This window comes from Streptomyces thermoviolaceus, from assembly GCF_045209695.1.
Taxonomy (GTDB): domain Bacteria; phylum Actinomycetota; class Actinomycetes; order Streptomycetales; family Streptomycetaceae; genus Streptomyces; species Streptomyces thermoviolaceus.
Genome location: NZ_CP109280.1, coordinates 1989149 through 2011017, shown reverse-complemented (window position 1 = coordinate 2011017; position 21869 = coordinate 1989149). Strand labels below are relative to the sequence as shown.

General features: G+C 73.9%; 22 protein-coding genes. 15 read left to right on the top strand and 7 right to left on the bottom strand.

Annotated elements, in window-relative coordinates; all coding sequences use genetic code 11:
• Positions 1-177: 177 nt before the first annotated feature.
• Positions 178-2310 (bottom strand): S9 family peptidase, encoded by a 2133-nt coding sequence (locus OG899_RS08690; RefSeq protein ID WP_251503800.1) that lies wholly within the window; start codon positions 2308-2310, stop codon positions 178-180.
• Positions 2311-2511: 201 nt separating this feature from the next.
• On the opposite strand from OG899_RS08690, the gene OG899_RS08685 reads away from it, so the two are divergent.
• The 8 genes from OG899_RS08685 (at position 2512) to OG899_RS08650 (ending at position 10451) form a co-directional block, all read left to right on the top strand.
• Positions 2512-2706, top strand: a complete 195-nt coding sequence (locus OG899_RS08685) for a hypothetical protein (protein ID WP_125496625.1) — start codon at positions 2512-2514, stop codon at positions 2704-2706.
• A 429-nt stretch (positions 2707-3135) separates the two neighbouring features.
• Positions 3136-4032, top strand: coding sequence for an N-acetyl-1-D-myo-inositol-2-amino-2-deoxy-alpha-D-glucopyranoside deacetylase (gene mshB, locus OG899_RS08680; RefSeq protein ID WP_125496626.1), 897 nt, complete (start codon positions 3136-3138; stop codon positions 4030-4032).
• Positions 4029-4481 (top strand): DUF6113 family protein, encoded by a 453-nt coding sequence (locus OG899_RS08675; protein ID WP_125496627.1) that lies wholly within the window; start codon positions 4029-4031, stop codon positions 4479-4481. The genes mshB and OG899_RS08675 overlap by 4 nt, the downstream gene beginning before the upstream one ends.
• A 197-nt stretch (positions 4482-4678) precedes the next feature.
• Positions 4679-6823: a peptidoglycan binding domain-containing protein gene (locus tag OG899_RS08670; RefSeq protein ID WP_125496628.1), complete on the top strand. Its 2145-nt coding sequence runs from the start codon at positions 4679-4681 to the stop codon at positions 6821-6823.
• A gap of 95 nt (positions 6824-6918) precedes the next feature.
• Positions 6919-7881: an ABC transporter ATP-binding protein gene (locus tag OG899_RS08665; protein ID WP_168131599.1), complete on the top strand. Its 963-nt coding sequence runs from the start codon at positions 6919-6921 to the stop codon at positions 7879-7881.
• Complete coding sequence (locus OG899_RS08660; protein WP_125496630.1) at positions 7875-8636, top strand: ABC transporter permease; 762 nt, start codon at positions 7875-7877, stop codon at positions 8634-8636. The genes OG899_RS08665 and OG899_RS08660 overlap by 7 nt, the downstream gene beginning before the upstream one ends.
• Positions 8633-9826 carry a sensor histidine kinase gene (locus OG899_RS08655; protein ID WP_373296700.1) on the top strand — a complete coding sequence of 398 codons (1194 nt, stop codon included), beginning with the start codon at positions 8633-8635 and terminating at the stop codon, positions 9824-9826. The genes OG899_RS08660 and OG899_RS08655 overlap by 4 nt, the downstream gene beginning before the upstream one ends.
• A 10-nt stretch (positions 9827-9836) precedes the next feature.
• Complete coding sequence (locus OG899_RS08650; RefSeq protein WP_125496631.1) at positions 9837-10451, top strand: response regulator transcription factor; 615 nt, start codon at positions 9837-9839, stop codon at positions 10449-10451.
• A 21-nt stretch (positions 10452-10472) separates the two neighbouring features.
• Here OG899_RS08650 and OG899_RS08645 read toward each other — a convergent pair whose 3' ends face one another.
• Together OG899_RS08645 and OG899_RS08640 are read right to left on the bottom strand one after the other, a co-directional pair.
• Complete coding sequence (locus OG899_RS08645) at positions 10473-11336, bottom strand: transglutaminase-like domain-containing protein (protein ID WP_125496632.1); 864 nt, start codon at positions 11334-11336, stop codon at positions 10473-10475.
• A gap of 20 nt (positions 11337-11356) precedes the next feature.
• Positions 11357-12409, bottom strand: coding sequence for a GNAT family N-acetyltransferase (locus OG899_RS08640; protein ID WP_125496633.1), 1053 nt, complete (start codon positions 12407-12409; stop codon positions 11357-11359).
• Between the two features lie 140 nt (positions 12410-12549).
• Between OG899_RS08640 and fdxA the strand changes: the two genes are divergently transcribed.
• Positions 12550-12870, top strand: a complete 321-nt coding sequence (gene fdxA, locus OG899_RS08635) for a ferredoxin (RefSeq protein ID WP_125496634.1) — start codon at positions 12550-12552, stop codon at positions 12868-12870.
• 202 nt (positions 12871-13072) lie between these two features.
• A complete protein-coding gene (locus OG899_RS08630; RefSeq protein WP_125496635.1) occupies positions 13073-14170 on the top strand; it encodes a bifunctional succinyldiaminopimelate transaminase/glutamate-prephenate aminotransferase in 1098 nt (365 codons plus the stop codon).
• Positions 14171-14301: 131 nt separating this feature from the next.
• Here OG899_RS08630 and OG899_RS08625 read toward each other — a convergent pair whose 3' ends face one another.
• Both OG899_RS08625 and OG899_RS08620 read right to left on the bottom strand, forming a co-directional pair.
• Positions 14302-14721, bottom strand: coding sequence for an ATP-binding protein (locus OG899_RS08625; protein ID WP_125496636.1), 420 nt, complete (start codon positions 14719-14721; stop codon positions 14302-14304).
• Positions 14722-15100: 379 nt separating this feature from the next.
• Complete coding sequence (locus OG899_RS08620; protein WP_125496637.1) at positions 15101-16075, bottom strand: heavy metal transporter; 975 nt, start codon at positions 16073-16075, stop codon at positions 15101-15103.
• A gap of 177 nt (positions 16076-16252) precedes the next feature.
• On the opposite strand from OG899_RS08620, the gene dapE reads away from it, so the two are divergent.
• Positions 16253-17332 (top strand): succinyl-diaminopimelate desuccinylase, encoded by a 1080-nt coding sequence (gene dapE, locus OG899_RS08615; protein ID WP_125496638.1) that lies wholly within the window; start codon positions 16253-16255, stop codon positions 17330-17332.
• 146 nt (positions 17333-17478) lie between these two features.
• Entirely contained in the window at positions 17479-18237 is a 759-nt protein-coding gene (locus OG899_RS08610) for a TIGR00730 family Rossman fold protein (protein ID WP_125496639.1), read from the top strand.
• 59 nt (positions 18238-18296) lie between these two features.
• Here OG899_RS08610 and folP read toward each other — a convergent pair whose 3' ends face one another.
• Positions 18297-19157 carry a dihydropteroate synthase gene (gene folP, locus OG899_RS08605; protein ID WP_125496640.1) on the bottom strand — a complete coding sequence of 287 codons (861 nt, stop codon included), beginning with the start codon at positions 19155-19157 and terminating at the stop codon, positions 18297-18299.
• Positions 19158-19329: 172 nt separating this feature from the next.
• On the opposite strand from folP, the gene OG899_RS08600 reads away from it, so the two are divergent.
• Together OG899_RS08600 and OG899_RS08595 are read left to right on the top strand one after the other, a co-directional pair.
• Positions 19330-19686: a DivIVA domain-containing protein gene (locus OG899_RS08600; protein WP_125496641.1), complete on the top strand. Its 357-nt coding sequence runs from the start codon at positions 19330-19332 to the stop codon at positions 19684-19686.
• A 53-nt stretch (positions 19687-19739) separates the two neighbouring features.
• Positions 19740-20330 carry a DNA-3-methyladenine glycosylase I gene (locus tag OG899_RS08595; protein WP_125496662.1) on the top strand — a complete coding sequence of 197 codons (591 nt, stop codon included), beginning with the start codon at positions 19740-19742 and terminating at the stop codon, positions 20328-20330.
• 40 nt (positions 20331-20370) lie between these two features.
• Here OG899_RS08595 and OG899_RS08590 read toward each other — a convergent pair whose 3' ends face one another.
• On the bottom strand, positions 20371-21174 hold the full coding sequence (locus OG899_RS08590; RefSeq protein ID WP_125496642.1) for an enoyl-CoA hydratase/isomerase family protein: 804 nt from the start codon (positions 21172-21174) through the stop codon (positions 20371-20373).
• Positions 21175-21563: 389 nt separating this feature from the next.
• On the opposite strand from OG899_RS08590, the gene OG899_RS08585 reads away from it, so the two are divergent.
• The gene (locus OG899_RS08585; RefSeq protein WP_003966491.1) at positions 21564-21731 is read left to right on the top strand and encodes a DUF3117 domain-containing protein; all 168 of its coding nucleotides are present in this window, start codon (positions 21564-21566) and stop codon (positions 21729-21731) included.
• The last annotated feature ends 138 nt before the right edge of the window (positions 21732-21869 follow it).

Here is a 21869-nt window from a genome sequence, read left to right as displayed (position 1 = left end):
GGACGGGCCGGGGGTTGCCATGCCGCCCCGGCCCGTCCCATGTACGGCGGCCGGCCCCGATACGGCACCCCGTTTCCTGTACAGCGGCCCGTCCCGCGTACCGCGGCCCGTCTTCCGGTACGGCGGCCCGCGTCGTGGACGGCACACGTCCGCGCCCGACCCCCGCCGCCCCGGCCCTCAGGACTGCCCGGTCAGCCCCAGGGACCGCCGGAGGAAATCGACCTGGAGCAGCAGCAGATTCTCCGCGACCTGCTCCTGCGGGGTCATGTGGGTGACCCCGGACAGCGGCAGCACCTCGTGCGGGCGGCCGGCGGCGAGCAGGGCGGAGGACAGCCTGAGGGCGTGGGCGACCACCACGTTGTCGTCGGCGAGACCGTGCACGATCATCAGCGGCCGGTGCGGCTCGGCGGGCGCGGACAGACCCTCGTCGGTGACCAGGGAGTTGCGCGCGTACGTCTCCGGGTGCGCGGCCGGGTCGCCGAGGTACCGCTCGGTGTAGTGGGTGTCGTACAGGCGCCAGTCGGTGACCGGGGCGCCCGCGATGCCCGCGTGGAAGACGTCCGGGCGGCGCAGCACCGCCAGGGCGGCCAGGTAGCCGCCGTAGGACCAGCCGCGGATGGCCACCCGGTCCAGGTCGAGCGGATACCGCGTGGCGAGGTCGTGCAGCGCCTCGATCTGGTCGTCCAGGGTGGCGGTGAAGTCGTGGTGGATCGCCTTCTCCCAGGCGGGGGAGCGGCCGGGGGTGCCGCGGCCGTCGGCGACGACCACCGCGAAGCCCTGATCGGCGAACCACTGGGAGGTCAGGTGGGCGTTGTGCGCGGCGACGACGCGGGCCCCGTGCGGGCCGCCGTAGGGGTCGAGGAGCACGGGCAGCCGGCGGGAGGTGTCATCGGGGTAGTCCGAAGGCATAAGCACGGCGCACGGAATTCGGCGTGCGCCCCCCTGGGTCAGGGTCACGCGTGGGGTCAGCCCCGGATCCTCCGCCCGGCCGGCGATCGAGGCCGTGGGCGTGCCGCCCTCCAGCACCCGCACCTGCGTGCCCGGCCGGTCCGGCGTGGCGGACACCAGGACGGTCACGTCCCCGGCACGCACCGCGGAGTGCACACCGGGCTCCCGGCTCACCCGCTCGACGCCCCCTGCACCGACCCGGTAGACGTGGACCTCGCCGATCTCCGCGTCCGCCGCCCCGGCCCCCGCCGAGGCGGACACGAGCACATCGCCGTCCGCCACGTCGAGCACCGCTCGCACATGCAACTCCGGTCCCGTCCACGGCCGTTCACCGACCATCAGGACTCGAGCGCCGCCCTCGTCCGCGATCCGCACCAGCTCTCCGGACGGGCTCCAGCAGGGAACACCGGGGAAAAGTTCCAGCCAAATTGGATCTTCGTCCGCGTGCACCGTCCGGGTCGCCCCGGTGTCCGGATCCACGGCCAGGTACAGCTGCCGGCGCTGGTGACGCGCCTGGACCAGGAGGAGCGGGGAAACCTCCTCTGACCAGCACACTCGCGCGAGATAGGGGTAGTTTTCCCGGTCCCAGACGACCTCGGTGCGCCGCCCGTCCAGGCCGATGACGAACAGCTGTACGGAAGCATTGGCGGTGCCCGCGGCCGGGTAGCGCATGTGAACCGGGTCACGTTCCGGGTGGGCGGGATCGGAGATCCACCACTGCCCCACCGGTGTATCGTCCACCCGCGCCACCAACAGCCGGTCCGACTCCGGCGCCCACCAGAAGCCGCGCGAACGGTTCATCTCCTCGGCCGCGATGAACTCCGCGACGCCGTACGTCACGGACGGCTCCTCGGGCTCGGCGAGCGCCCGGTCGCCCTCGCCCTCGGCGCCCACCACGCGCAGGGTGCTGCCCGCCACGTAGGCGATGTGCCGCCCGTCCGGGGAGGGCCGCGGGTCGATCACCGGCCCCGGAACGGGCAGTTCACGGGTGGTGCCGGCACGCAGCTCGGCGGTGAAAAGCCGCCCGGACAGGGAGAAGGCGGCCAATTCGACGGCTGCGTCGGTGGCGTAGCCGACGATGCCGGCGCCGCCCTCGCGGCTGCGCTCACGGCGGGCGCGCTCCTCGGGGGAGAGGTCCTCCGCGGCGCCGCCGAGCAGGGTCCGCGGGTCCGCGGCGAGGTGCTCGGTGCGATCGCGAAGGTCCAGGGACCACAGCGCGTTCGCCCGGTCCGTGCCGGAGCCGGAGCGCAGGAACACGACGCGGGAGGCGTCGGGAGCGACGGTGAACGCCCGGGGCGCGCCGAGGGTGAAACGCTGGGTGCGGGCGTGCCGTCGGGGGAAGGAGAGGGGCTCGGTCGTCATGCCCCGACCATATTGGCCATGCGCCCCCTTGTGCGGCCGTGCGCGGGCCTGCGCGCGCATGCGGATAGTTATGATCACTAGCGCATAGTGGGTATGAACGCACTGCCCGTTGTGCAGATCTTTCTGCTCCCAGTCCGTCCGACCAAGACCCCGACCCCCCCTAACCCCCCGCGTCCCTGGGATCTTTGGAGGTGAGCCGCCGTGGCACTCTCGATTTCGGCGGTGGTGCTGCTGGCGATCATCGTTTTTCTGCTGATCAAGAAGTCCGGCTTGAAAGCCGGTCACGCGCTCGTGTGCATGCTACTCGGCTTCTATCTCGCCTCCTCCACGGTCGCGCCCACGATCAGCCAACTCACCACGAACATCGCGGGGATGATCGGCAGCCTCAAGTTCTGAGCGCCTCCCCGCGCCGCAGGACGGACCAGAGCTGAAGACCGTGCCGCCGCCCGCCGGGCCGGCATCCTCCGCGGTGTCCGGCCCGGCGGGGCGCGTCCGTCTGCCTGTCCACGCGTGCCGTGCCGGCGTCGTCAACGGTTCTTCCGCGGCCGCTTCCGGTACGGCTCCGGTCCGCCCGCACCGGTGCCCGGTCAACGCGCCTGTGTCCGCAGGCGGTTCGCCGGCCCGGGGGTTCGTCGCGCGCACGGTCGACGAGCCCCGGTGCCGTCATGTCGCGGCCGCGCACGGGTGGAACCGGTCGAGGACCGGTCGGCCCGTCCGCGACTGCCGGCGAACGTCCCTGCGTGGCGCCGTCGTCGCGCCGACGCGCTCCGGTGTCCGTCACCGGGGCGCGCGGACGCCGGCGGCGGGCCTCGTACGCTGGTACCCATGACCGAACTGCCTGCTCGGCGTCTGCTGCTGGTGCACGCGCACCCCGACGACGAGTCCATCAACAACGGCGTGACCATGGCCCGGTACGCGGCCGAAGGCGCGCTGGTGACCCTGGTCACCTGCACGCTCGGGGAGCGGGGCGAGGTGATCCCGCCCGAGCTGCGGCATCTGACCGGTCAGGCGCTGGGCACCCACCGCAGGCAGGAACTGGACGCGGCCATGGCCGAGCTGGGGGTCACCGACGTGCGGCTGCTCGGCGGCGCCGGGCGCTACCGGGACTCCGGGATGATGGGGCTGCCCGACAACGAGGACCCCGACTGCCTGTGGCAGGCCGGTCTCGACGAGGCCGCCGAGCATCTCGTCGCGGTCGTCCGCGAGGTGCGCCCCCAGGTGCTGGTGACCTACGACGACAACGGCGGCTACGGCCACCCCGACCACATCAAGGCGCACCGCGTCGCCATGCGTGCCGTGCAGCTGGCCGCCGACCCGGCCGTGCGGCCCGACCTGGGAGCGCCCTGGCAGATCGCCCGCGTCTTCTGGAACCGGGTGCCGCGCTCCGTCGCCGAGGCCGCCTTCGCGCAGCTGCGCGCGGACCTGCCGGACCTGCCCTTCGACACGTCCGCCGAGGTGGACGACGTCCCCGGGGTGGTGCCCGACGAGCGGATCACCGCCCGGATCGAGGGCGACGCCCGGACGGCTGCCGCCAAGGCCGCCGCGATGCGCGCGCACGCCACCCAGATCGAGGTGGCCGGGTCCTGCTTCGCGCTGTCCAACGAACTCGCCCAGCCGCTGTTCACCACCGAGTACTACGAGCTGGTGCGCGACGGGGACGGCAGCGCGGCCGGGACGGGCACCCTGACCGATCTGTTCGCCGGCCTCGAGGAGGCGTCATGACGTCGGCGGGACGCGGACCTCAGCGGCGTCCCGCGTCCCCGCCGCCGCAGGGCCCGCTGCCGGTGCAGCCGCTGAAGCCGCCGTCGCCCGGCCGGGCGGCCGCGTATCTGGGGCTGTTCGTGCTCGGTGCGGTGGTCGGCGCGGCCGGGGCGCTGGTGCAGGCCGCGTGGTTCCCCGGCGGTCTGCTGCTGGCCCTCGCGGGCGCCGCCGGGCTGTTCCTGGGCGGGACGCAGGCGCTGCGCAGCCGGGGCGGCGCGGTCGCGGGCGCGGCCGGCTGGCTGATCGCCGTGCTGCTGCTCACCGCCAGCCGCCCGGAGGGCGACTTCCTCTTCGCGGCGGGCGCCGGATCCTACCTCTTCCTGCTCGGAGGGATGGCCGTCGCTGTGGTCTGCGCCACTTTCGGCCGGGTGAGGCAACCGGACGCCCCTGACGCCCGACTTGGCGAGTGACGTACCGCTTCTTCCCTTCGCACCCGTGCGGGTCCGGTGTGGGTTTGCCCAACGGCCCAGGGAAACAGGCTGGAAGCGGCCAGTATGGTGGTGCGCGCCGCCGAGCCTCCCCCAAGCACTCCACTGCGCTCGTGCCGGGGGACTCCCACGTACTGTGAGGTCGTAACGGGCGGCGGAGCCAACCGGGAGAACCTGCCTTGAGTCGTGAAACTGACACTCCGTCCTCCGGGCCCAGCGGGCGTGGAGGAGCCGCCTACCCGTCGGGGACCCCGCCCTACGGTGTCCCGTCGGGGTCCGGCGACGGCGCGGGCGCGGGCAGCGGTGCCGCGCAGCCGGAGGAACGCAAGACCGAGACCACGCTGACGACCCGCGTCAAGATCAACATCCCTGGGTCGCGGCCGATTCCGCCGGTGGTCGTGCGCAAACCCGTCGCCGAGTCCGGCGGCGACACGGACGGTGCCGGCGGGGCCGTGCGGGGCGAGCGGGCCGGCGCGGACAAGACGTCCGGTGCGTCCGGCGCGGGCAGGGCGGCGCACGAGCGGGCCGGCTCCGCGGACGCCGGCACCCGGGGCGCGGCGGACCACAGCCGTCAGGCGCGCACGCCCGGCGGCCAGGGCGGCGGCCGTGCGACGCAGGGCGACGCCGAACCGGCCAAGCGTCCGGCGGAGAAGACGACCAGCGACTGGTTCCAGCCCCGCAAGCCCCCGGTCAAGAAGAGCGGTCAGGGCGGCCCCGGCGCCTCCGCCGGCGGGCCGGGCGAGCCCGCCGCGGGCCCCGGGGCGTCCGGCGGTCCCGTGTCCGGCGACACGGCCGCGCCGGGTGCCGGCCGGCGCCCCGGCGGCGTCGTCGGCTCCATGAACGTCCCCGGAGCCGCCCGCACCGGCGGCAAGGGCGGCGGGCTGCCCGGCGCCACCGGCGGCCCCGTCGCCCCCGGCCACGGCGGCGGCACCGGCTCCTTCGACGTGACCGAGGCCCTGGCCGGCTCCCGTCCCGGCGGCAGTGCCGAGCCGCGTCGGGACGACCCGCCGTACGCCTCCGGCACCGGCCCGGACGGGGCACGCGACCACACCCTCGGCGGCGAGCGGCCGGGCGGAGGCCCGCAGGGCCCCGCCGGTCCCACCGGCGGACCGGTCACCGGTGACGGCGCGTTCGCCTCCCCGGGGGCTCCGGCCGGTGCGGGCGCCCCGCGCCCCGACGGCGGGTTCAGCGACGACACCGCGGTCCTCACCCCGCAGCGGCAGGCCCCCGCGCCCGGCGGTGCGGCGACCGCTCCCCGGCCGCAGAACGTCTCCGGGGACACCGTCACCAGCGGCATCCCCGTCATCCAGCCCGGCGCGAAGCCGCCGGCGCCGACACCCCCACAGCCCTCCGCCGCGCAGTCCGGCACGCCGGCCAAGAAGAAGGGCCGCAGCAAGCTGGTGCTGCTCGCCGGCGGCGTGGTCGTCGTGGCCGCCGTCGCCTACGGCGCCGGGCTGCTGATGAACCACTCCGACGTGCCCAAGGGCACCACCGTGCTGGGCGTCGACATCGGCGGCGGCACCCGCGACGAGGCGGTGAAGAAGCTGGACGAGGCCTTCGGCAAGCGGGTCAACGAGCCGATGAAGCTGTCCGTGGACGGCAAGACGGTGACTCTCACCCCGGACCAGGCCGGGCTGCAGTTCGACACCCAGGCCACGGTCAGCGCGGCCGCCACCAGCGACTACAACCCCGTCTCGGTGATCGGCTCGCTGTTCGGCAACCACCGGGTGGTCGAGCCGCGGATCCCCGTGGACGAGGAGAAGCTGCGGGCCGCCCTGAACACCGTCGCGGGCGACGCCGGGACGGCGTCCGACGGCACCATCACGTTCGAGCCGGGCAAGGCCGTGCCCGTGTACGGCAAGACGGGCAAGGGCATCGACCCGGAGCGCTCGGTGCAGGCGATCGAGGAGGCGTACCGCACCCAGGTGGCCACCGGCACCCCCGCCACCGTCCAGGTGCCCACCACCACGCGCCGGCCGACGGTCTCCGACGCCGAGGTCGACCGGATGATGAAGGAGTTCGCCGAGCCGGCGATGTCCGACAAGATCACCGTCATGACCGACCCGGCGCACTCCGTGGTGTTCAGCCCGGAGAAGTCGCTGTGGAAGTTCCTGCGGGTCAAGGCGGTGAACGGCAAGCTGGTGGACTCCTACGACGAGACGGTGCTCAAGGAGCTGTACGGCGGCACCTTCGACGGCGTGCTGATCACCCGCGGCACGGGGCAGAAGACGCCCGTCACCGTCCAGGACGTCATCAGCGCCATGCGCCCGGCCCTGATGAGCAAGACCGACCGGGTCGCCGTCATCGACACCAACCCCAGCTGAGGCCGTCCGTCACCCGGGCCGCATGACATCTGTCATACGGCACTCGGGACGCACGGCACTGCCGTCCGTCCCGCCCCGGCGGACAGCATGGGGCCATGACAACGGCAGGCACGACGACGGATGCGTCCTCGGCCACCACCGCGCACGCCCCGGCGGGCGCGGTGGTGGCGTTCGAGAGGGTGACCAAGACCTACGGGGCGGTGAAGGCGGTGGACGCCCTCGATCTCGACCTCCACCCGGGCGAGACCGTGGCGCTGCTCGGCCCGAACGGAGCGGGCAAGTCGACCACCCTCGATCTGCTGCTCGGGCTCAAGCGCCCCGACAGCGGAACGGTCACCCTCTTCGGCACCTCACCGCGCGAGGCGATCGTGGCCGGCCGGGTCGGCGCCATGCTGCAGAGCGGCGGCCTGATGGAGGGCGTCACCGTCGCCGAACTGGTGCGGCTCGCCTGCGACCTGCACCCGAGGCGGTATCCGGTGGACGAGGTGCTGCTCCGGGCCGGGCTGACCGGGATCGCCGACCGCAAGGTCGACGACCTCTCCGGCGGCCAGGCCCAGCGGGTGCGGTTCGCGCTGGCCACCGCGGGCGACAGCGACCTGATCGTCCTGGACGAGCCGACCACCGGCATGGACGTCACCACCCGCCGGGCGTTCTGGGCCACCCTGCGCGAACAGGCCGAGCAGGGGCGCACCGTGCTGTTCGCCACCCACTACCTGGAAGAGGCCGACGCCGTGGCCGACCGGGTGCTGGTGCTGCACCGGGGCAGGCTGCTCGCCGACGGCACCGCCGCCGAGATCAAGGCCAAGGCCGGCGTCCGCCGCATCAGCTTCGCCCTGGACGGCGACATCGACGAGGCCGCCCTGCGCGCGCTGCCGTTCCTCACCACGCTCGACGTGCACGGACAGACCGTGCGCATCCGGTCGTCCGACGCCGACGCCACCGTGCACGCCCTGTACGGGCTCGGCCTCTACCCCCGCAACCTCGAGGTCGCCGGGCTCGGACTGGAGCAGGCGTTCGTCGCCCTCACCGAGGCGGAGGAGGAGGCCCGGCAGTGGTGAACGCCCTCGCCTCCCGCAGCCTGATCAAGCTGGAACTCGCCCGCACCCTGCGCAACCGCAAGTTCCTGTTCTTGTCGGTGCTGTACCCGTCCCTGCTGTTTCTGCTCGTGGTCGCGCAGTACGGTGCCGGGGCACGGATCGACGGCAGCGGCGGTCCGACCGTGGCGAGGTACATGATGGTCTCCATGGCCTCCTTCGGCGCGCTGACCGCCGTGCTCGTCGGCAACAGCGAACGCATCGCCAGGGAGCGGGAGAACGGCTGGGTGCGCCAGCTGCGGCTGACCGCGCTGCCGGGTCACGGATACGTCCTCGCCAAGACCGCGAGCGCTGCCGTGGTGAGCCTGCCGTCCATCGTCGTGGTGTTCGCGGTGGCCGCCGCCGTCGAACACGTCCGGCTCGCCGCCTGGCAGTGGCTCGCCCTCACCGCGGTGATCTGGGCCGGCAGCCTGGTGTTCGCCGCGCTCGGGGTCGCCCTTGGCTACCTCGCCACCGGGGACGCCGTCCGCCCGATCACGATGCTCGTCTACTTCGGCCTGTCGCTGCTCGGCGGTCTGTGGATGCCCGCCACCACCTTCCCGCGGTGGCTGCGGCACATCGCTTCCTGGCTGCCGACGCACGCGTACGCTGCTCTCGGACAGGCCATCGAACAGGGCCGGGCCCCGCAGGCGAAGGACGTCGTGCTCCTCGTCGTCTTCTTCGCCGTGTTCACGGGCGGCGCGGCCTGGCTGTATCGAAAGGACACGCTGAAGGCGTGAGCGTGACGACGCACGACGCGCAGCCCCACGAGACCGTCGTCCCCGAGCCGCAGGTGCCCGTGGGGCGGCCGTCGCGCAACCGGGCCGACGTCCGGCGCAAGCTGATGTGGATCCTGCCCTGGCTGGTCTTCCTCGGCTCGCCGGTGAACGACCTGTGCTCCGGCCGTCACACGGCCGCCGGGACGGCCGCCGGCTGGGCGGGACTGGCGTGCTTCACCGCCACCTATCTCGCCCTGGTGTACCGGAACATGGGCCGCCCGTTCCCCGGGCCGGTGGTCGCCTGCGGCGTCACCGTGCTGGGCGCGCTGGCCGTCGTGCTCAACCTGACCCTGGGCACGGCGTGGATCGGCCTGTTCGTCTACGTCTCCGTCGCCTGCGGCGCCACCTTCCCCGCGCGGACCGCGTACTGGACGATCCCGCTGACCACCGCGGCGATGGTGGCCACCGGGCTCGCGGGCGGCGACGAGGCCGTGGCGTCCTACATGCTGCTGGTGGTGCTGCTCGTCGGCTTCGCCATGACCGGTGTGCGGCAGCTGGTGCGCACCACGATCGAGCTGCGCGAGGCCCGCGCCACCGTCGCCCAGCTCGCCGCCAACGAGGAACGCCTGCGCCTGGCCCGCGACCTGCACGACCTGCTTGGCCACTCGCTGTCCCTGATCACGCTCAAGAGCGAGCTGGCCGGCCGCATGCTGCCCGGGCAGCCGGAGAAGGCGGCCCAGCAGGTCGCCGACATCGAACGGGTCAGCCGCCAGGCCCTCGTCGACGTGCGCGAGGCCGTCACCGGCTACCGGCGGCCCCGGCTCGGTGCGGAACTCGCCGGCGCCCGGCTCGCCCTGACCGCCGCCGGGGTCCATGCCGACCTGCCCGACGAGCTGCCGACCGACGGGGTGTCCGCGGAGAAGGAGTCCGCGCTCGCCTGGGCGCTGCGCGAGGCCGTCACCAACATCATCCGGCACAGCGGCGCCGACCGCTGCACCGTCGAGGTGCTGCGCCGGCAGACCCTGGAAGGCCCCCTGCTCGAGCTGAGCGTGACGGACAACGGCTCGGGCGGCTCCGGCAAGGACCCCGGCAACGGCCTGACCGGCCTGCACGAACGCCTGCGCACGGTCGGCGGCGTGCTCGAGGCGGGCCGCGTCAAGCGCGGATTCCGGCTGGTCGCCCGCGTACCGCTGGGCGGGGCGGACACGTAGGATCCCCGGCATGAGCAGCACGATCAAGGTCCTCCTCGCCGAGGACCAGTCGATGGTCCGTGAGGCACTGGCCGCCCTGCTCGGGCTGGAGGAGGACATCGAGGTCGTCGCCCAGGTGGGGCGCGGCGACGAGGTGCTGGAGGCCGCCCGCGCCCACGACGTCGACGTGGCCCTGCTCGACATCGAGATGCCCGGGTGCACCGGGATCGAGGCGGCCGCCCTGCTCCACCGGGAGCTGCCGGAGGTGAAACTGGTCGTGCTGACCACCTTCGGCCGGCCCGGCTATCTGCGCAGCGCCATGGAGGCCGGCGCCGACGCCTTCCTGGTCAAGGACGCGCCCGCGGCCCAGCTCGCCGAGGCGGTGCGCAAGGTGCTCGCCGGGGAGCGCGTCATCGACCCCACGCTCGCCGCGGCCGCCCTCGCCGAGGGCGCCAACCCGCTCACCGAACGCGAACGCCAGGTGCTGCGCGCCGCCGCCGACGGCCGTACCAACGCCGAGCTCGCCAAGGCCCTGCACCTGTCCCAGGGCACCGTCCGCAACTACCTGTCCACGGCGATCCAGAAGCTCGCGGTGCGCAACCGGACGGAGGCGGTGCGCATCGCCCGCGAGAAGGGCTGGCTGTAGCGGATCGCCCGGCCTTGGGGCTCAGTTGAGCATCGCGCGGGCGGCCACCGCCTGCCCTCGCACCCGCTCGGCCGTCGGCTCGTCGACCACGGCGACGACGTCCGCGTACGCCTCCAACTCCCGTGCCCCGCCGATGAAGTCGCCGCGCTGCACCAGCAGCTGGGCGCGTTCGTAGCGCAGCCGCGCCGGATGCGACGGCAGCAGCAGCGACAGCTCCACCGCCCACAGCGCCACGTCCGACCGCTCGGGCCGCGCCGCCGCCCACGCCCGGATGTTGTTCAGGATCCGCAGCACCACGTCCAGCGGCGCCGCCGGCGTCAGCATCGACGGGTGCAGCGGCGCCCCCGTCGCCCCGACCACCAGCAGCTCGGCGTCCGCCCCGGTCAGCACCCGGCCCCCGTCGAACGGATCGGCCAGCACCTGCTCCTCGGGCGCGCCGAACCCGACCACGAAGTGACCCGGCAGCGCCACCCCGTACACCGGTGCACCGGCCCGGCGCGCCACCTCCATCCACACCACCGACAGCAGGATCGGCAGCCCGCGCCGCCGTCTGACCACCTCGTGCAGCAGCGAGGACTGCAGCCGCTGGTAGTCGGCGCCGCAGCCGTGGAACCCGCAGCGCTCGCCGAGCAGCTCGCACAGCGCCTGCGCCCAGGCGCGCGGCCCGCCCGGCCGGTACGGCAGCCGCCCGGCCAGATCGTCCAGCTCCACCTGCACGGCGTCCATGCCGGCCTCGTCCAGCGTGCCGTCGGCCGCCGCGGCCACCAGCAGGCACAGCGCGGACACGTCCGGCCGCTCGGACCGCGCCTCCTCGGCGAACCGCCGGCGCAGCTCCTCCGAGCGCTGCGGCGGTGGGGGAGAAGGGGCAGGAGAAAGGAGAGTCATGCCTGGTTCGTGCCCCTTCGTCAGCGGCCCGAACCGGTCGTGTCCCGCTCCGCCGGCTCCGGCGCACGGAAGTGGTGGTAGCTGTGGTGCACGGCGAACCCTAGCCCGGCGTACAGCGCCCGCGCAGCGGTGTTGTCGCTCTCCACCTGAAGGCAACCCGCGAAGGCGCCTTCCTCCAGGGCCTTGCGCGCGAGCGCGGCCACGACGGCGGTGGCCAGCCCGCGCCGCCGCTGCTCGGGGGCCACCTCCACGGCGGAGAACGTGGCCCACCGGCCGTCCACGGCCACCCGGCCGATCGCGACGGGCGGCTCCCCGGGCGCCGCCGCGGGCACCGCCGCGCACCACACCGACACCTCGGGCGCGCTCTGCGCGCCGCGCGCATGGAGGACCCGCTCGGCCACCTCGCCCGCCCCGGTGCGCCCGTAGCGGGCACGCCAGGCGGCGTCGGCCGTGCGGGACAGCACCACCTCGGAGCCCTCGGACCGGTCGGCGACCGGTGCCAGTGCCCCGGTCCACACCTCGACGCTCACCTCACGGGTCCAGCCGCGCTGCTCCAGCTGCGCGGCGAGCGTCTCCTGGGTGCCCTCCGCGCCCGTGGCGACCTGGAGGTACGCGGGCAGGCCGCGCTCGCCGTACCAGCGGCGTACGGCGGCCAGCGCCTCGTCCAGCGGGAGGCCGGGGTCGCCGTGCGGCAGCACCGAGTTGGCCCGCCGGGTGAACCCGCCGGCCGCCCGCAGCTCCCACTCGCCGAGCCGCTCGCGCTCCACCGGCGGCCAGGCGCGCGCCGTGACCCGGGTGAGTTCCTCCCAGGTCGCGGCCGGGCCGCGCCGGCGGGCCGGGGCGGCGGGCACGACCTTCCCGGCGACCAGGTCCTTCTCCGCGATCCGGACACTCTCTCCGTTCCGCCGTGTGATCACGAGCACACCGTCGTCCCATGATGTGAGAACTCCGACCGTGTCGGTGAACCTCTCACCGGTCGCCCCGGGTACGCTCAAGCGCCGGACGGAGACCCGTTTGCCCACGTCAGAAGCGGTGATACGGACCTCGTAGCGTCCTGTAGCCGCAATTTCCACAGGTCAGTTCACCCCTCCTGTTCGGATCACACCACGGAACGGAGATACTAGGGGCGGGCATCGACGACGCCGCGCTCCCGCGCGCCAGGCGGCGGAGCCTGAGGAGGCCCGCCAGCGCCCTATCGAGGAGGAACGACAGCGTGACCTACGTCATCGCGCAGCCTTGTGTCGACGTCAAGGACAAGGCGTGCATCGAGGAGTGCCCGGTCGACTGCATCTACGAGGGCCAGCGGTCCTTGTACATCCACCCGGACGAATGCGTCGACTGCGGAGCCTGCGAGCCGGTCTGCCCGGTCGAGGCGATCTTCTACGAGGACGACGTGCCGGAGGAGTGGAAGGACTACTACAAGGCCAACGTCGAGTTCTTCGACGAGCTGGGTTCGCCCGGCGGCGCCAGCAAGCTGGGTCTGATCGAGCGCGACCACCCGTTCGTGGCCGCGCTGCCGCCGCAGAGCGAGTGATCACCGGCGGCCCGCCGCTGCGTGCCGCCACCCCGCTCGGACGATCGCCTGCGGGACGTCCCGCGGGCAGGTCCCGTACGGCCTGAACGCCCCCGGTGTTCGGTCTCCGTACGGGACCGCGGTGTTCTGCCGCCCGGGCGTACGCTGGCGTGGGCGCGCCCCTTCGCGCGCACGCGCCGTTCGAGAAAGTGAGCCTGATCCCGTGTCCGCAGTCTCCGACCGGCTTCCCACCTTCCCCTGGGACAAGCTGGAGCCCTTCAAGAAGACGGCCGCGGCCCATCCCGACGGCATCGTGGACCTGTCGGTCGGCACTCCGGTCGACCCGGTTCCCGAGCTGGTCCAGAAGGCGCTGATCGCGGCGGCCGACTCCCCGGGCTATCCCACGGTGTGGGGCACGCCCGAGCTGCGTGACGCGATCACCGGCTGGGCGGAGCGGCGCCTGGGCGCCCGCGGGATCACCCACCGGCACGTCCTGCCGGTCGTCGGCTCCAAGGAACTGGTCGCCTGGCTGCCCACGCAGCTGGGCCTCGGCCCCGGTGACAAGGTCGCCCACCCGCGCCTGGCCTACCCCACCTACGAGGTCGGTGCCCGCCTGGCCCGCGCGGACCACGAGGCCTACGACGATCCCACGGCCCTGGACCCGGCGAACCTGAAGCTGCTGTGGCTCAACTCCCCCTCCAACCCCACCGGCCGGGTGCTGGGCAAGGAGGAGCTGACGCGGATCGTCGCCTGGGCCCGGGAGCACGGCGTCCTCGTCGTCGCCGACGAGTGCTACCTGGAGCTGGGCTGGGAGACCGAGCCGGTCTCCGTCCTGCACCCGGACGTCAACGGCGGCTCGCTGGACGGCGTCGTCGCGGTGCACTCCCTGTCCAAGCGGTCCAACCTCGCCGGATACCGTGCCGCCTTCCTGCTCGGCGACCCGGCGGTTCTCGATCCGCTGCTGCAGATCCGCAAGCACGGCGGCATGATGACCTCGGCGCCGACCCAGGCCGCCGCCGTGGCCGCCCTGGGCGACGACGCCCACGTCCACGAGCAGCGCGAGCGGTACGCCGCCCGCCGCACCGTGCTGCGCCGGGCGCTGCTCGACCACGGCTTCCGTATCGAGCACAGCGAGGCCGGCCTGTACCTGTGGGCCACGCGGGACGAGTCCTGCTGGGACACGGTCGCCCACCTGGCCGAACGGGGCATCCTGGTCGCCCCGGGCGACTTCTACGGGCCGGCCGGTGAGAGGTTCGTGCGGGTGGCCCTGACGGCCACCGACGAGCGGATCGAGGCGGCGGCGCGCCGGCTGGCGCAGTAGCCGCCCCGCAGGGTGTGAACGGCGAAGGGGCCCGGGGATCGTCCCCCGGGCCCCTTTCGTGCCGCCGGGCCTTTCGTGCGCCGCGCCGCTCGTCGGATCCGGTCCGCGCGGCGCGCCGGGCGTGCCCCCGCTCAGCCGCCCAGGGGCAGGCCGGCCGACGGCAGGGACTGGGTCGGCAGGCTGCTCCGGGCCGCCGTCGTGGTGGTGTCCGCGACCACGCCGGCCGCGGTGCCGGCGACGTCACCGGCCGTCTTCTGCGCCGCCGGCGCGGCCTTCTTCACCAGCCCGCCGCCCGCCTTGCCTGCGGCCGGGACCGTCTGCTTCAGCACCTTGCTGCCGGTGTCACCCGCGGCCCCGGTGACGTGCTGCGCCGCGCTGTCCACGGTGTCGCCGACGCGCGCCCCGTCCAGGGCGGTCAGCCCGCCCAGGTCCGGGGAGACCGGCAGCGTGGGAGCGGCGGAGGCGGAGCCGGCCGCACCGACCCCGGCGGCCGCTCCCGCGGCGACGAGCAGCGCGGCACGGGCGATCCGGCGGGTCAGGGGGAGGGACATGGTGCTCCTTCGGCGGAAAGATTTCGGGTGTGAACACGTGCGTGCGCGACCCCGCCGGACGGCGGGGCACGGACGCTGTGACTACCGCTCGAAGGGCGGAAAGGTTGCGGTGCGCCGACGTAAAGGATCGGCAGCGCATCGCATGATCTGCTGCACACAAAAACGGACGAAAGGAATTTCGCGGCGGGTGCCTGCGGAATCCTTTCGTCCTTGCGTGCCCTGGCGGTTCGGGCCAGGGGAACGGGCGGTGCGCGAGCCCGTTCCCCCTGCCGGGCCGGGGGGTCGTGGATCACCCGGCAGGGGGAACGGGCGCAGACGCGTCCGACACTCCTCGCTGCCGTCCCGCGCCCCGTGTCCGCCGGGCCACGGGACGGCCCTGTCAGTGTCCGGTGGTGATCCGTACCGCGCCGGCGTCCGCCCCGGTGCCGGGCCGGTCGTCGTTCTTGGCGTCCACCGGGTGCCACTCGCCGTCGGTGAGCCCGGCGGTCCACTCCCGGCCGGCGTAGGAGACGCGCTCGATGTGCAGCGCCGAGGCGTTGGCCACCGCCCAGTGCGCCAGCTGCCAGCCGCGCTGCCGCGCGCTGCGCCCGTCCTGCGGGGCGGCGGACACCGGCAGCGTCACGGTCCGGTCGTCCACGGCCGAGGCGTGCGGTGCCGCGGGCGACGGCGACGCCCCGTCGTCGTCCACCACCGCACCGGCCTCCTGCAGCACGTCCCGCCCGAAGTCGCGCACCAGCGCCGCCCGCACCGCCTGCGGACCGGCGGTCGCCGTCGCGCTCGGGCGGCCCTGGCAGGTCAGCGTGGCGGCGGAGTGCCCGGTGAGGGCGTCCGCGAGCAGTGTGGCGTCCGGCTCGTGCTTGGCGTACGCCTCCGGGAAACCGCTGCGCTGCACCCGCTGGGCGGCCACGGTCAACGGCAGATCCGTGTAGTCGGGCACCTTGGCGAGGTGCTCGTAGAACATCCCGGCGGCGTACGTCGGGTCCATGATCTCCTGCGGGGTGCCCCAGCCCTGGGACGGCCGCTGCTGGAACAGCCCGAGGGAGTCGCGGTCGCCGTGGTTCAGGTTGCGCAGGCCCGACTCCTGCAGCGCGGTCGCCAGCGCGATGGTCACGGCCCGCTCGGGCATGCCCCGCCCGGTGCCGACGGCCGCGATCGTCGCCGCGTTCACCGCCTGCTCCGGGGTGAACTCGTACGACGCGTCGCCGTGCGCGGCGACCACCTTGCAGCCGGGGGCAGCGCCACCCGTCACGTACTGCACCGTGAGATATCCCGCGAGCGCGAGCAGAACGGCAACGGCCGCCCCGATTCTCAGGAGGCGGCCACGACGTTTCGATGTGGGGGACGGCTCAGACACGCGGTACAAGGTACTGGAGACGAGCCCGCTGTCGAGCCAGGTGGGGGCAGGAGTTCCCAGCTCAACGCGCCCGGGGGAGCCGGACGTTGGCCACCCGGCAGCCGGCCGGGGCGCGCCGGGCCCGGCGACGGGCGCGCCCGGCGGGCGCGGGCCGCACCGCGGGTTAGGGTCGAGGACATGGCCGACACCCCGCTTGACCTCACGCTGGACGCCGCGCGGCTGACCGCGCAGCTCGTCGACTTCCCCTCGGAGAGCGGCACCGAGGAACCGCTCGCCGACGCGATCGAGGCCGCCCTGCGCGCCCTGCCCCACCTGACGGTCGACCGCCTGGGCAACAACATCGTCGCCCGCACCGGGCTGGGCCGCGCGGAGCGGGTGATCCTGGCCGGCCACATCGACACCGTTCCCATCGCCGGCAACGTGCCCTCCCGCCTGGACGAGGACGGGGTGCTGTGGGGCTGCGGCACCTGCGACATGAAGTCCGGCGTCGCCGTCCAGCTGCGCATCGCGGCGACCGTGCCCGACCCGAACCGCGATCTGACCTTCGTCTTCTACGACAACGAGGAGGTCGCCGCGGAGCTGAACGGGCTCCGCCATGTCGCCGAGGCCCGCCCCGACTGGCTGCAGGGCGACTTCGCGGTGCTGCTGGAACCCTCCGACGGCCAGGTCGAGGGCGGCTGCCAGGGCACGCTGCGCATGCTGCTGAGGACCAAGGGTGAGCGGGCGCACTCGGCACGCTCCTGGATGGGCTCCAACGCCATCCACGCCGCCGCGCCCGTCCTGGCCCGGCTCGCGGAGTACCGGCCGCGCCATCCGGTCATCGACGGTCTGCAGTACCGCGAGGGCCTGAACGCGGTGCGGATCGTGGGCGGCGTGGCCGGCAACGTCATCCCCGACGAGTGCGTCGTGACGGTCAACTTCCGTTACGCGCCGGACCGCACGCCCGAGGAGGCGGTCGCCCACGTCCACGAGGTGTTCGCGGACTGCGGCGTCGAGGAGTTCGTCGTCGACGACCACAGCCCGGGCGCCCTGCCCGGCCTGAACCACCCGGCCGCGGCGGCCTTCGTCGAGGCCGTCGGCGGCACCCCGCAGCCCAAGTACGGCTGGACGGACGTCTCCCGCTTCTCCGCCCTCGGCGTCCCGGCCGTCAACTACGGTCCCGGCAACCCCCACCTGGCGCACAAGCGGGACGAACGCGTCGAGACGGCGAAGATCCTCGCCTGCGAGGAGCGGCTGCGCACCTGGCTGACCGGCTGAGACCGGCCCGCCCCGCCCGCACGGCGGCGGCCGGCGCCCCGGAAGCATCCACCGGGGCGCCGCGCGCGGGACATGCCGAGGTCCCCCTCCCGTCACCCGCGGAGATCTACGCTGAAGCGGAACGACCGCACACGGAGGGAGCGCACATGGCTACGGGCAACCCCGAGGGCACCAAGCGGCCACCTGAGGAGCAGCGCCTGGGACCGGTCCTCCGCCGCCGCAGCCAGGTCCAGGCCAGCACCACGGACCAGCGGCTGCTCGACGAACGCGCTCCGACCGACTGGGTGCACACCGACCCCTGGCGGGTGCTGCGCATCCAGTCGGAGTTCATCGAGGGCTTCGGCACCCTGGCCGAACTCCCGCCCGCGATCAGCGTCTTCGGTTCCGCCCGGACCCCGGTGGACTCCCCGGAGTACGAGGCGGGCGTGCGGCTGGGCCGCGGCCTGGTCGAGGCGGGCTTCGCGGTGATCACCGGCGGCGGTCCGGGCGCCATGGAGGCCGCGAACAAGGGTGCCTGCGAGGCCGGCGGCATCTCCGTGGGCCTGGGCATCGAGCTGCCCTTCGAGCAGGGCCTGAACCCGTACGTCGACATCGGGCTCAACTTCCGTTACTTCTTCGTCCGGAAGATGATGTTCGTCAAGTACGCCCAGGGCTTCGTGGTCCTGCCCGGCGGCCTGGGCACGCTCGACGAACTCTTCGAGGCACTCACCCTCGTCCAGACCCGGAAGGTCACCCGCTTCCCGATCGTGCTGTTCGACAGCGGCTACTGGGGCGGCCTGGTGGACTGGCTCACCGGCACCCTCATCGCCCAGGGCAAGGCGTCCGCGTCGGACCTCACCCTGTTTCACGTGACGGACGACGTGGACGAGGCGGTGGCGCTGGTGTCCAAGGAGGCCGGGAAGTAGCCGGGGCCGGGAAGCAGAAGCGGGGCGGCCGGGCGGCCGCCCCGCGGCGTGTCCGCGCCCTACGCCAGCCCCCGCCGGGCCACGGCGGGCGGACGGTGGCCGGCGATCGAGGCCACCATGTCCAGCACCTGCTTGGTCTCGGCGACCTCGTGCACCCGGTACACCTGGGCCCCCAGCCACGCCGAGACGGCCGTCGTGGCCAGCGTGCCCAGCAGCCGCTCCTTGACCGGCTTGTCCAGCGTCTCGCCCACGAAGTCCTTGTTGGACAGGGAGACCAGCACCGGCCAGCCGGTGGCCACCATCTCGTCCAGCCGGCGCGTGGCCTCCAGGCTGTGCCGGGTGTTCTTGCCGAAGTCGTGCCCCGGGTCGATCAGCACCGACTCGCGGGGCACGCCCAGCGCCACGGCCCGCTCCGCCAGGCCCAGGGTGACCTTGAGGATGTCGGCCATGACGTCGTCGTACGTCACCCGGTGCGGCCGCGTGCGCGGCTGGACACCGCCGGCGTGGGTGCACACCAGGCCCACCCGGTGGCGCGCCGCCACCTCGGCCAGCCGCGGATCCACGCCGCCCCACGCGTCGTTGAGCAGATCCGCCCCGGCCTCGCAGACGGCCTCGCCCACCTCGGCCCGCCAGGTGTCCACGCTGATCACCACGTCGGGGAAGCGGCGCCGCACCTCGGCCACGAAACCGGCCGTGCGCCTCACCTCCTCCTCGGCCGTGACCTCCTCACCCGGCCCGGCCTTCACCCCGCCGATGTCGATGATCGCCGCCCCCTCGGCCACCGCCTGCTCCACCCGGGCCAGCGCCGGTTCGTCGCGGAACGTCGCCCCCTGGTCGTAGAAGGAGTCGGGGGTCCGGTTGACGATCGCCATGATCACCGGCTCGTTCGCGCCGAACTCACGCCTGCCCAGCCTGAGCATCCCCTGTGACCTCATTTCCCGCGTTGCCTGTGGCCCGCTGGTGCGGGACCGCCTTGTGGACTGCCGTCCGGACCTTCCCGATCCGGACGCAAGACCCCGACTGTCAGACTCGCATGGCACGATCGACCCTGGCACACCCGACCCGTCCGACGACTCCGTGGGGACCGAAGCGATGGTTATGTTCTTGTTCCTGGTCGGCGCGCTCGCCGTCGTGGTCGCCGCGGTCACGCTCGCCGTGGTGGGCGGGGGCGAGGGGGACGGCCCGCTGCCCGAGGCCGCGCCCGAGCGGCTGCACGACCCGCTGCCGCCCGACCGCCCGGTGAGCCGCGCGGACGTGGAGAACCTGCGCTTCCCGCTCGCGGTCCGCGGCTACCGCATGGCCGACGTCGACGACGCACTGAGCCGGCTCGGCGCCGAACTGGCCGAGCGCGAGGCCCGGATCGCCGACCTGGAGTCCGCGCTGGCCGGTGCCCGCGCCGCCGCGTCCCGCACCCGCCCCGAGCAGCCCGGCACCGAGGAACAGCCGTGACCGAGGCGCACCGCACCCCGCCCGGGGCCGAGGGCCCGGTCGCCGGGACGCCCGTGCCGGACGGGACCGGTCCGGTGCCGGGACCGGACGGCGCCCCGCGCTGCCCCTGGGCGCTGTCCGCGCCCGAGTACGTGGCCTACCACGACGAGGAGTGGGGCCGGCCCGTCCACGGCGACGACGCTCTCTACGAGCGCCTCAGCCTGGAGGCCTTCCAGTCCGGCCTGTCGTGGATCACCATCCTGCGCCGCCGGGAGGGCTTCCGCGCCGCCTTCGCCGGCTTCGAGATCGCGAAGGTGGCCCGGTTCACGGACGCCGACCGGGAGCGGCTGCTCGCCGACACCGGCATCATCCGCAACCGCGCCAAGATCGACGCCACCCTCGCCAATGCACGGGTGCTCGCCGAGTGGGCCCCCGGCGAGCTGGACGCCCTCGTCTGGTCCCACGCCCCCGGCCCGGACGCCCGCCCGGCACCGCGCACCCTCGGCGACGTCCCCGCGGTCACACCCGAGTCCACGGCCCTGGCGAAGGCGCTGAAGAAGCGCGGGCTGCGCTTCGTCGGCCCGACGACGGCCTACGCACTGATGCAGGCCTGCGGCCTGGTCGACGACCACCTCGCCGGCTGCGTGGCCCGCCGCCGTCCCTGACCGCGCGCGGCCCCGGGGACGGCGGCCGGCCCGTGCCCGGTCAGCGGCCCCGGTAGACCGGCTTCTCCTTGTTCACGAACGCCTGGACGGCGATCGCGTGGTCCTCGGACTGCCCGGCCCGGGTCTGCAGCTCGTCCTCCTTCTCCAGGGTCTCCGTCAGGGAGTGCGTCAGCCCGTAGGCGACCGACTCCTTCAGCGCCGCGTACGCCACCGTCGGGCCCTCGGCCAGCGCGCGGGCCGTCTTCTCGGCCTCGGCGCGCAGCTCGGCGGCCGGCACCACCCGGTGGGCGATGCCCAGCTCGTACGCCTCCTGGGCGCTGATGCTGCGCGGGAAGAGCAGCAGGTCCATGGCCCGGCTGGGCCCGACCACCCGCGGCAGGGTCCAGGAGACGCCGGAGTCGGCGGTGAGCGCCACGCCCGCGAAGGAGGTGGTGAACGACGCGGTCTCGGCGACGACCCGGTAGTCCGCGGCGAGTGCGAAGCCGAAGCCCGCTCCGGCGGCCACGCCGTTGACGGCGGCGACCACCGGCTTGGCGGCCCCGGCCAGCGCCCGCACGATCGGGTTGTAGTGCTCGCGGACCGTGGTCATCGTCTGCCCCTGACCGCGCTCCCGGTCGCCGTGCAGCAGCCCGATGTGCTCCTTGAGGTCCTGTCCGACGCAGAACGCCCGGTCCCCGGCGGCGGTCAGCAGGACGGCGCGCACGGTCTCGTCGGCCGCGGCCGCCTCGGCCGCGTCCCGGAGGGCGTTCTTGGTCGCGATGTTCAGCGCGTTCATCGCCTCCGGGCGGTTCAGCACGATCGTCGCGAGTCCGTCGCTGACCTCGTAGAGCACGGTGTCGGCCATGGGGCATCCCCTCCGGTGTCACGGCAGGCCCGTACCGCTCGGTACGGGGTGGTCGAAGGACAGCATGGCGGAGATCGGCGGCCCTGGCGTGACGCCGCGGTGTGACCTGCGTCAAAGAAAAACGGTGCCCGGCCGGGTGCCGGGCGCGCGGGCGGGGGCGAAGTATCGCAGCTCCATCGCCGAATTGGGTGGTTTTGCCTGCGCGCGTTGTCCAAGCGATGCGGACCGATGTTGGTCATCGGGTCCTGTGATGCGGGATAATGGCTGGGAAGCAATGTGTTCGACGCCGGTGACGCGTGTCCGGGGCCATTGCGGCGAGGACCGCGCGCGTGCCCTTCGATGGGCCGTCGGCTTAGACGATGAGCTGGGTTTCAGGAAGGGGAACGAGCATGGCGGCCATGAAGCCGCGGACGGGTGATGGCCCGCTCGAGGTGACCAAGGAGGGGCGGGGCATCGTCATGCGCGTTCCGCTCGAAGGCGGCGGTCGGCTCGTCGTCGAGCTGACCCCGGACGAGGCCGACGCGCTCGGCGACGCCCTCAAGAAGGTCGTCGGCTGACGCGCACACGACCATACCTTTTCGGCCGCCCCGGCATCGTACGCGGTGCCGGGGCGGCCGTCGTCGCCGGGTCCGCCCCCGGCAGGCCGCGATCGGCCCGTGCGTTCCTCACGCGCTGCCCGTGATCGGTGCACCCCG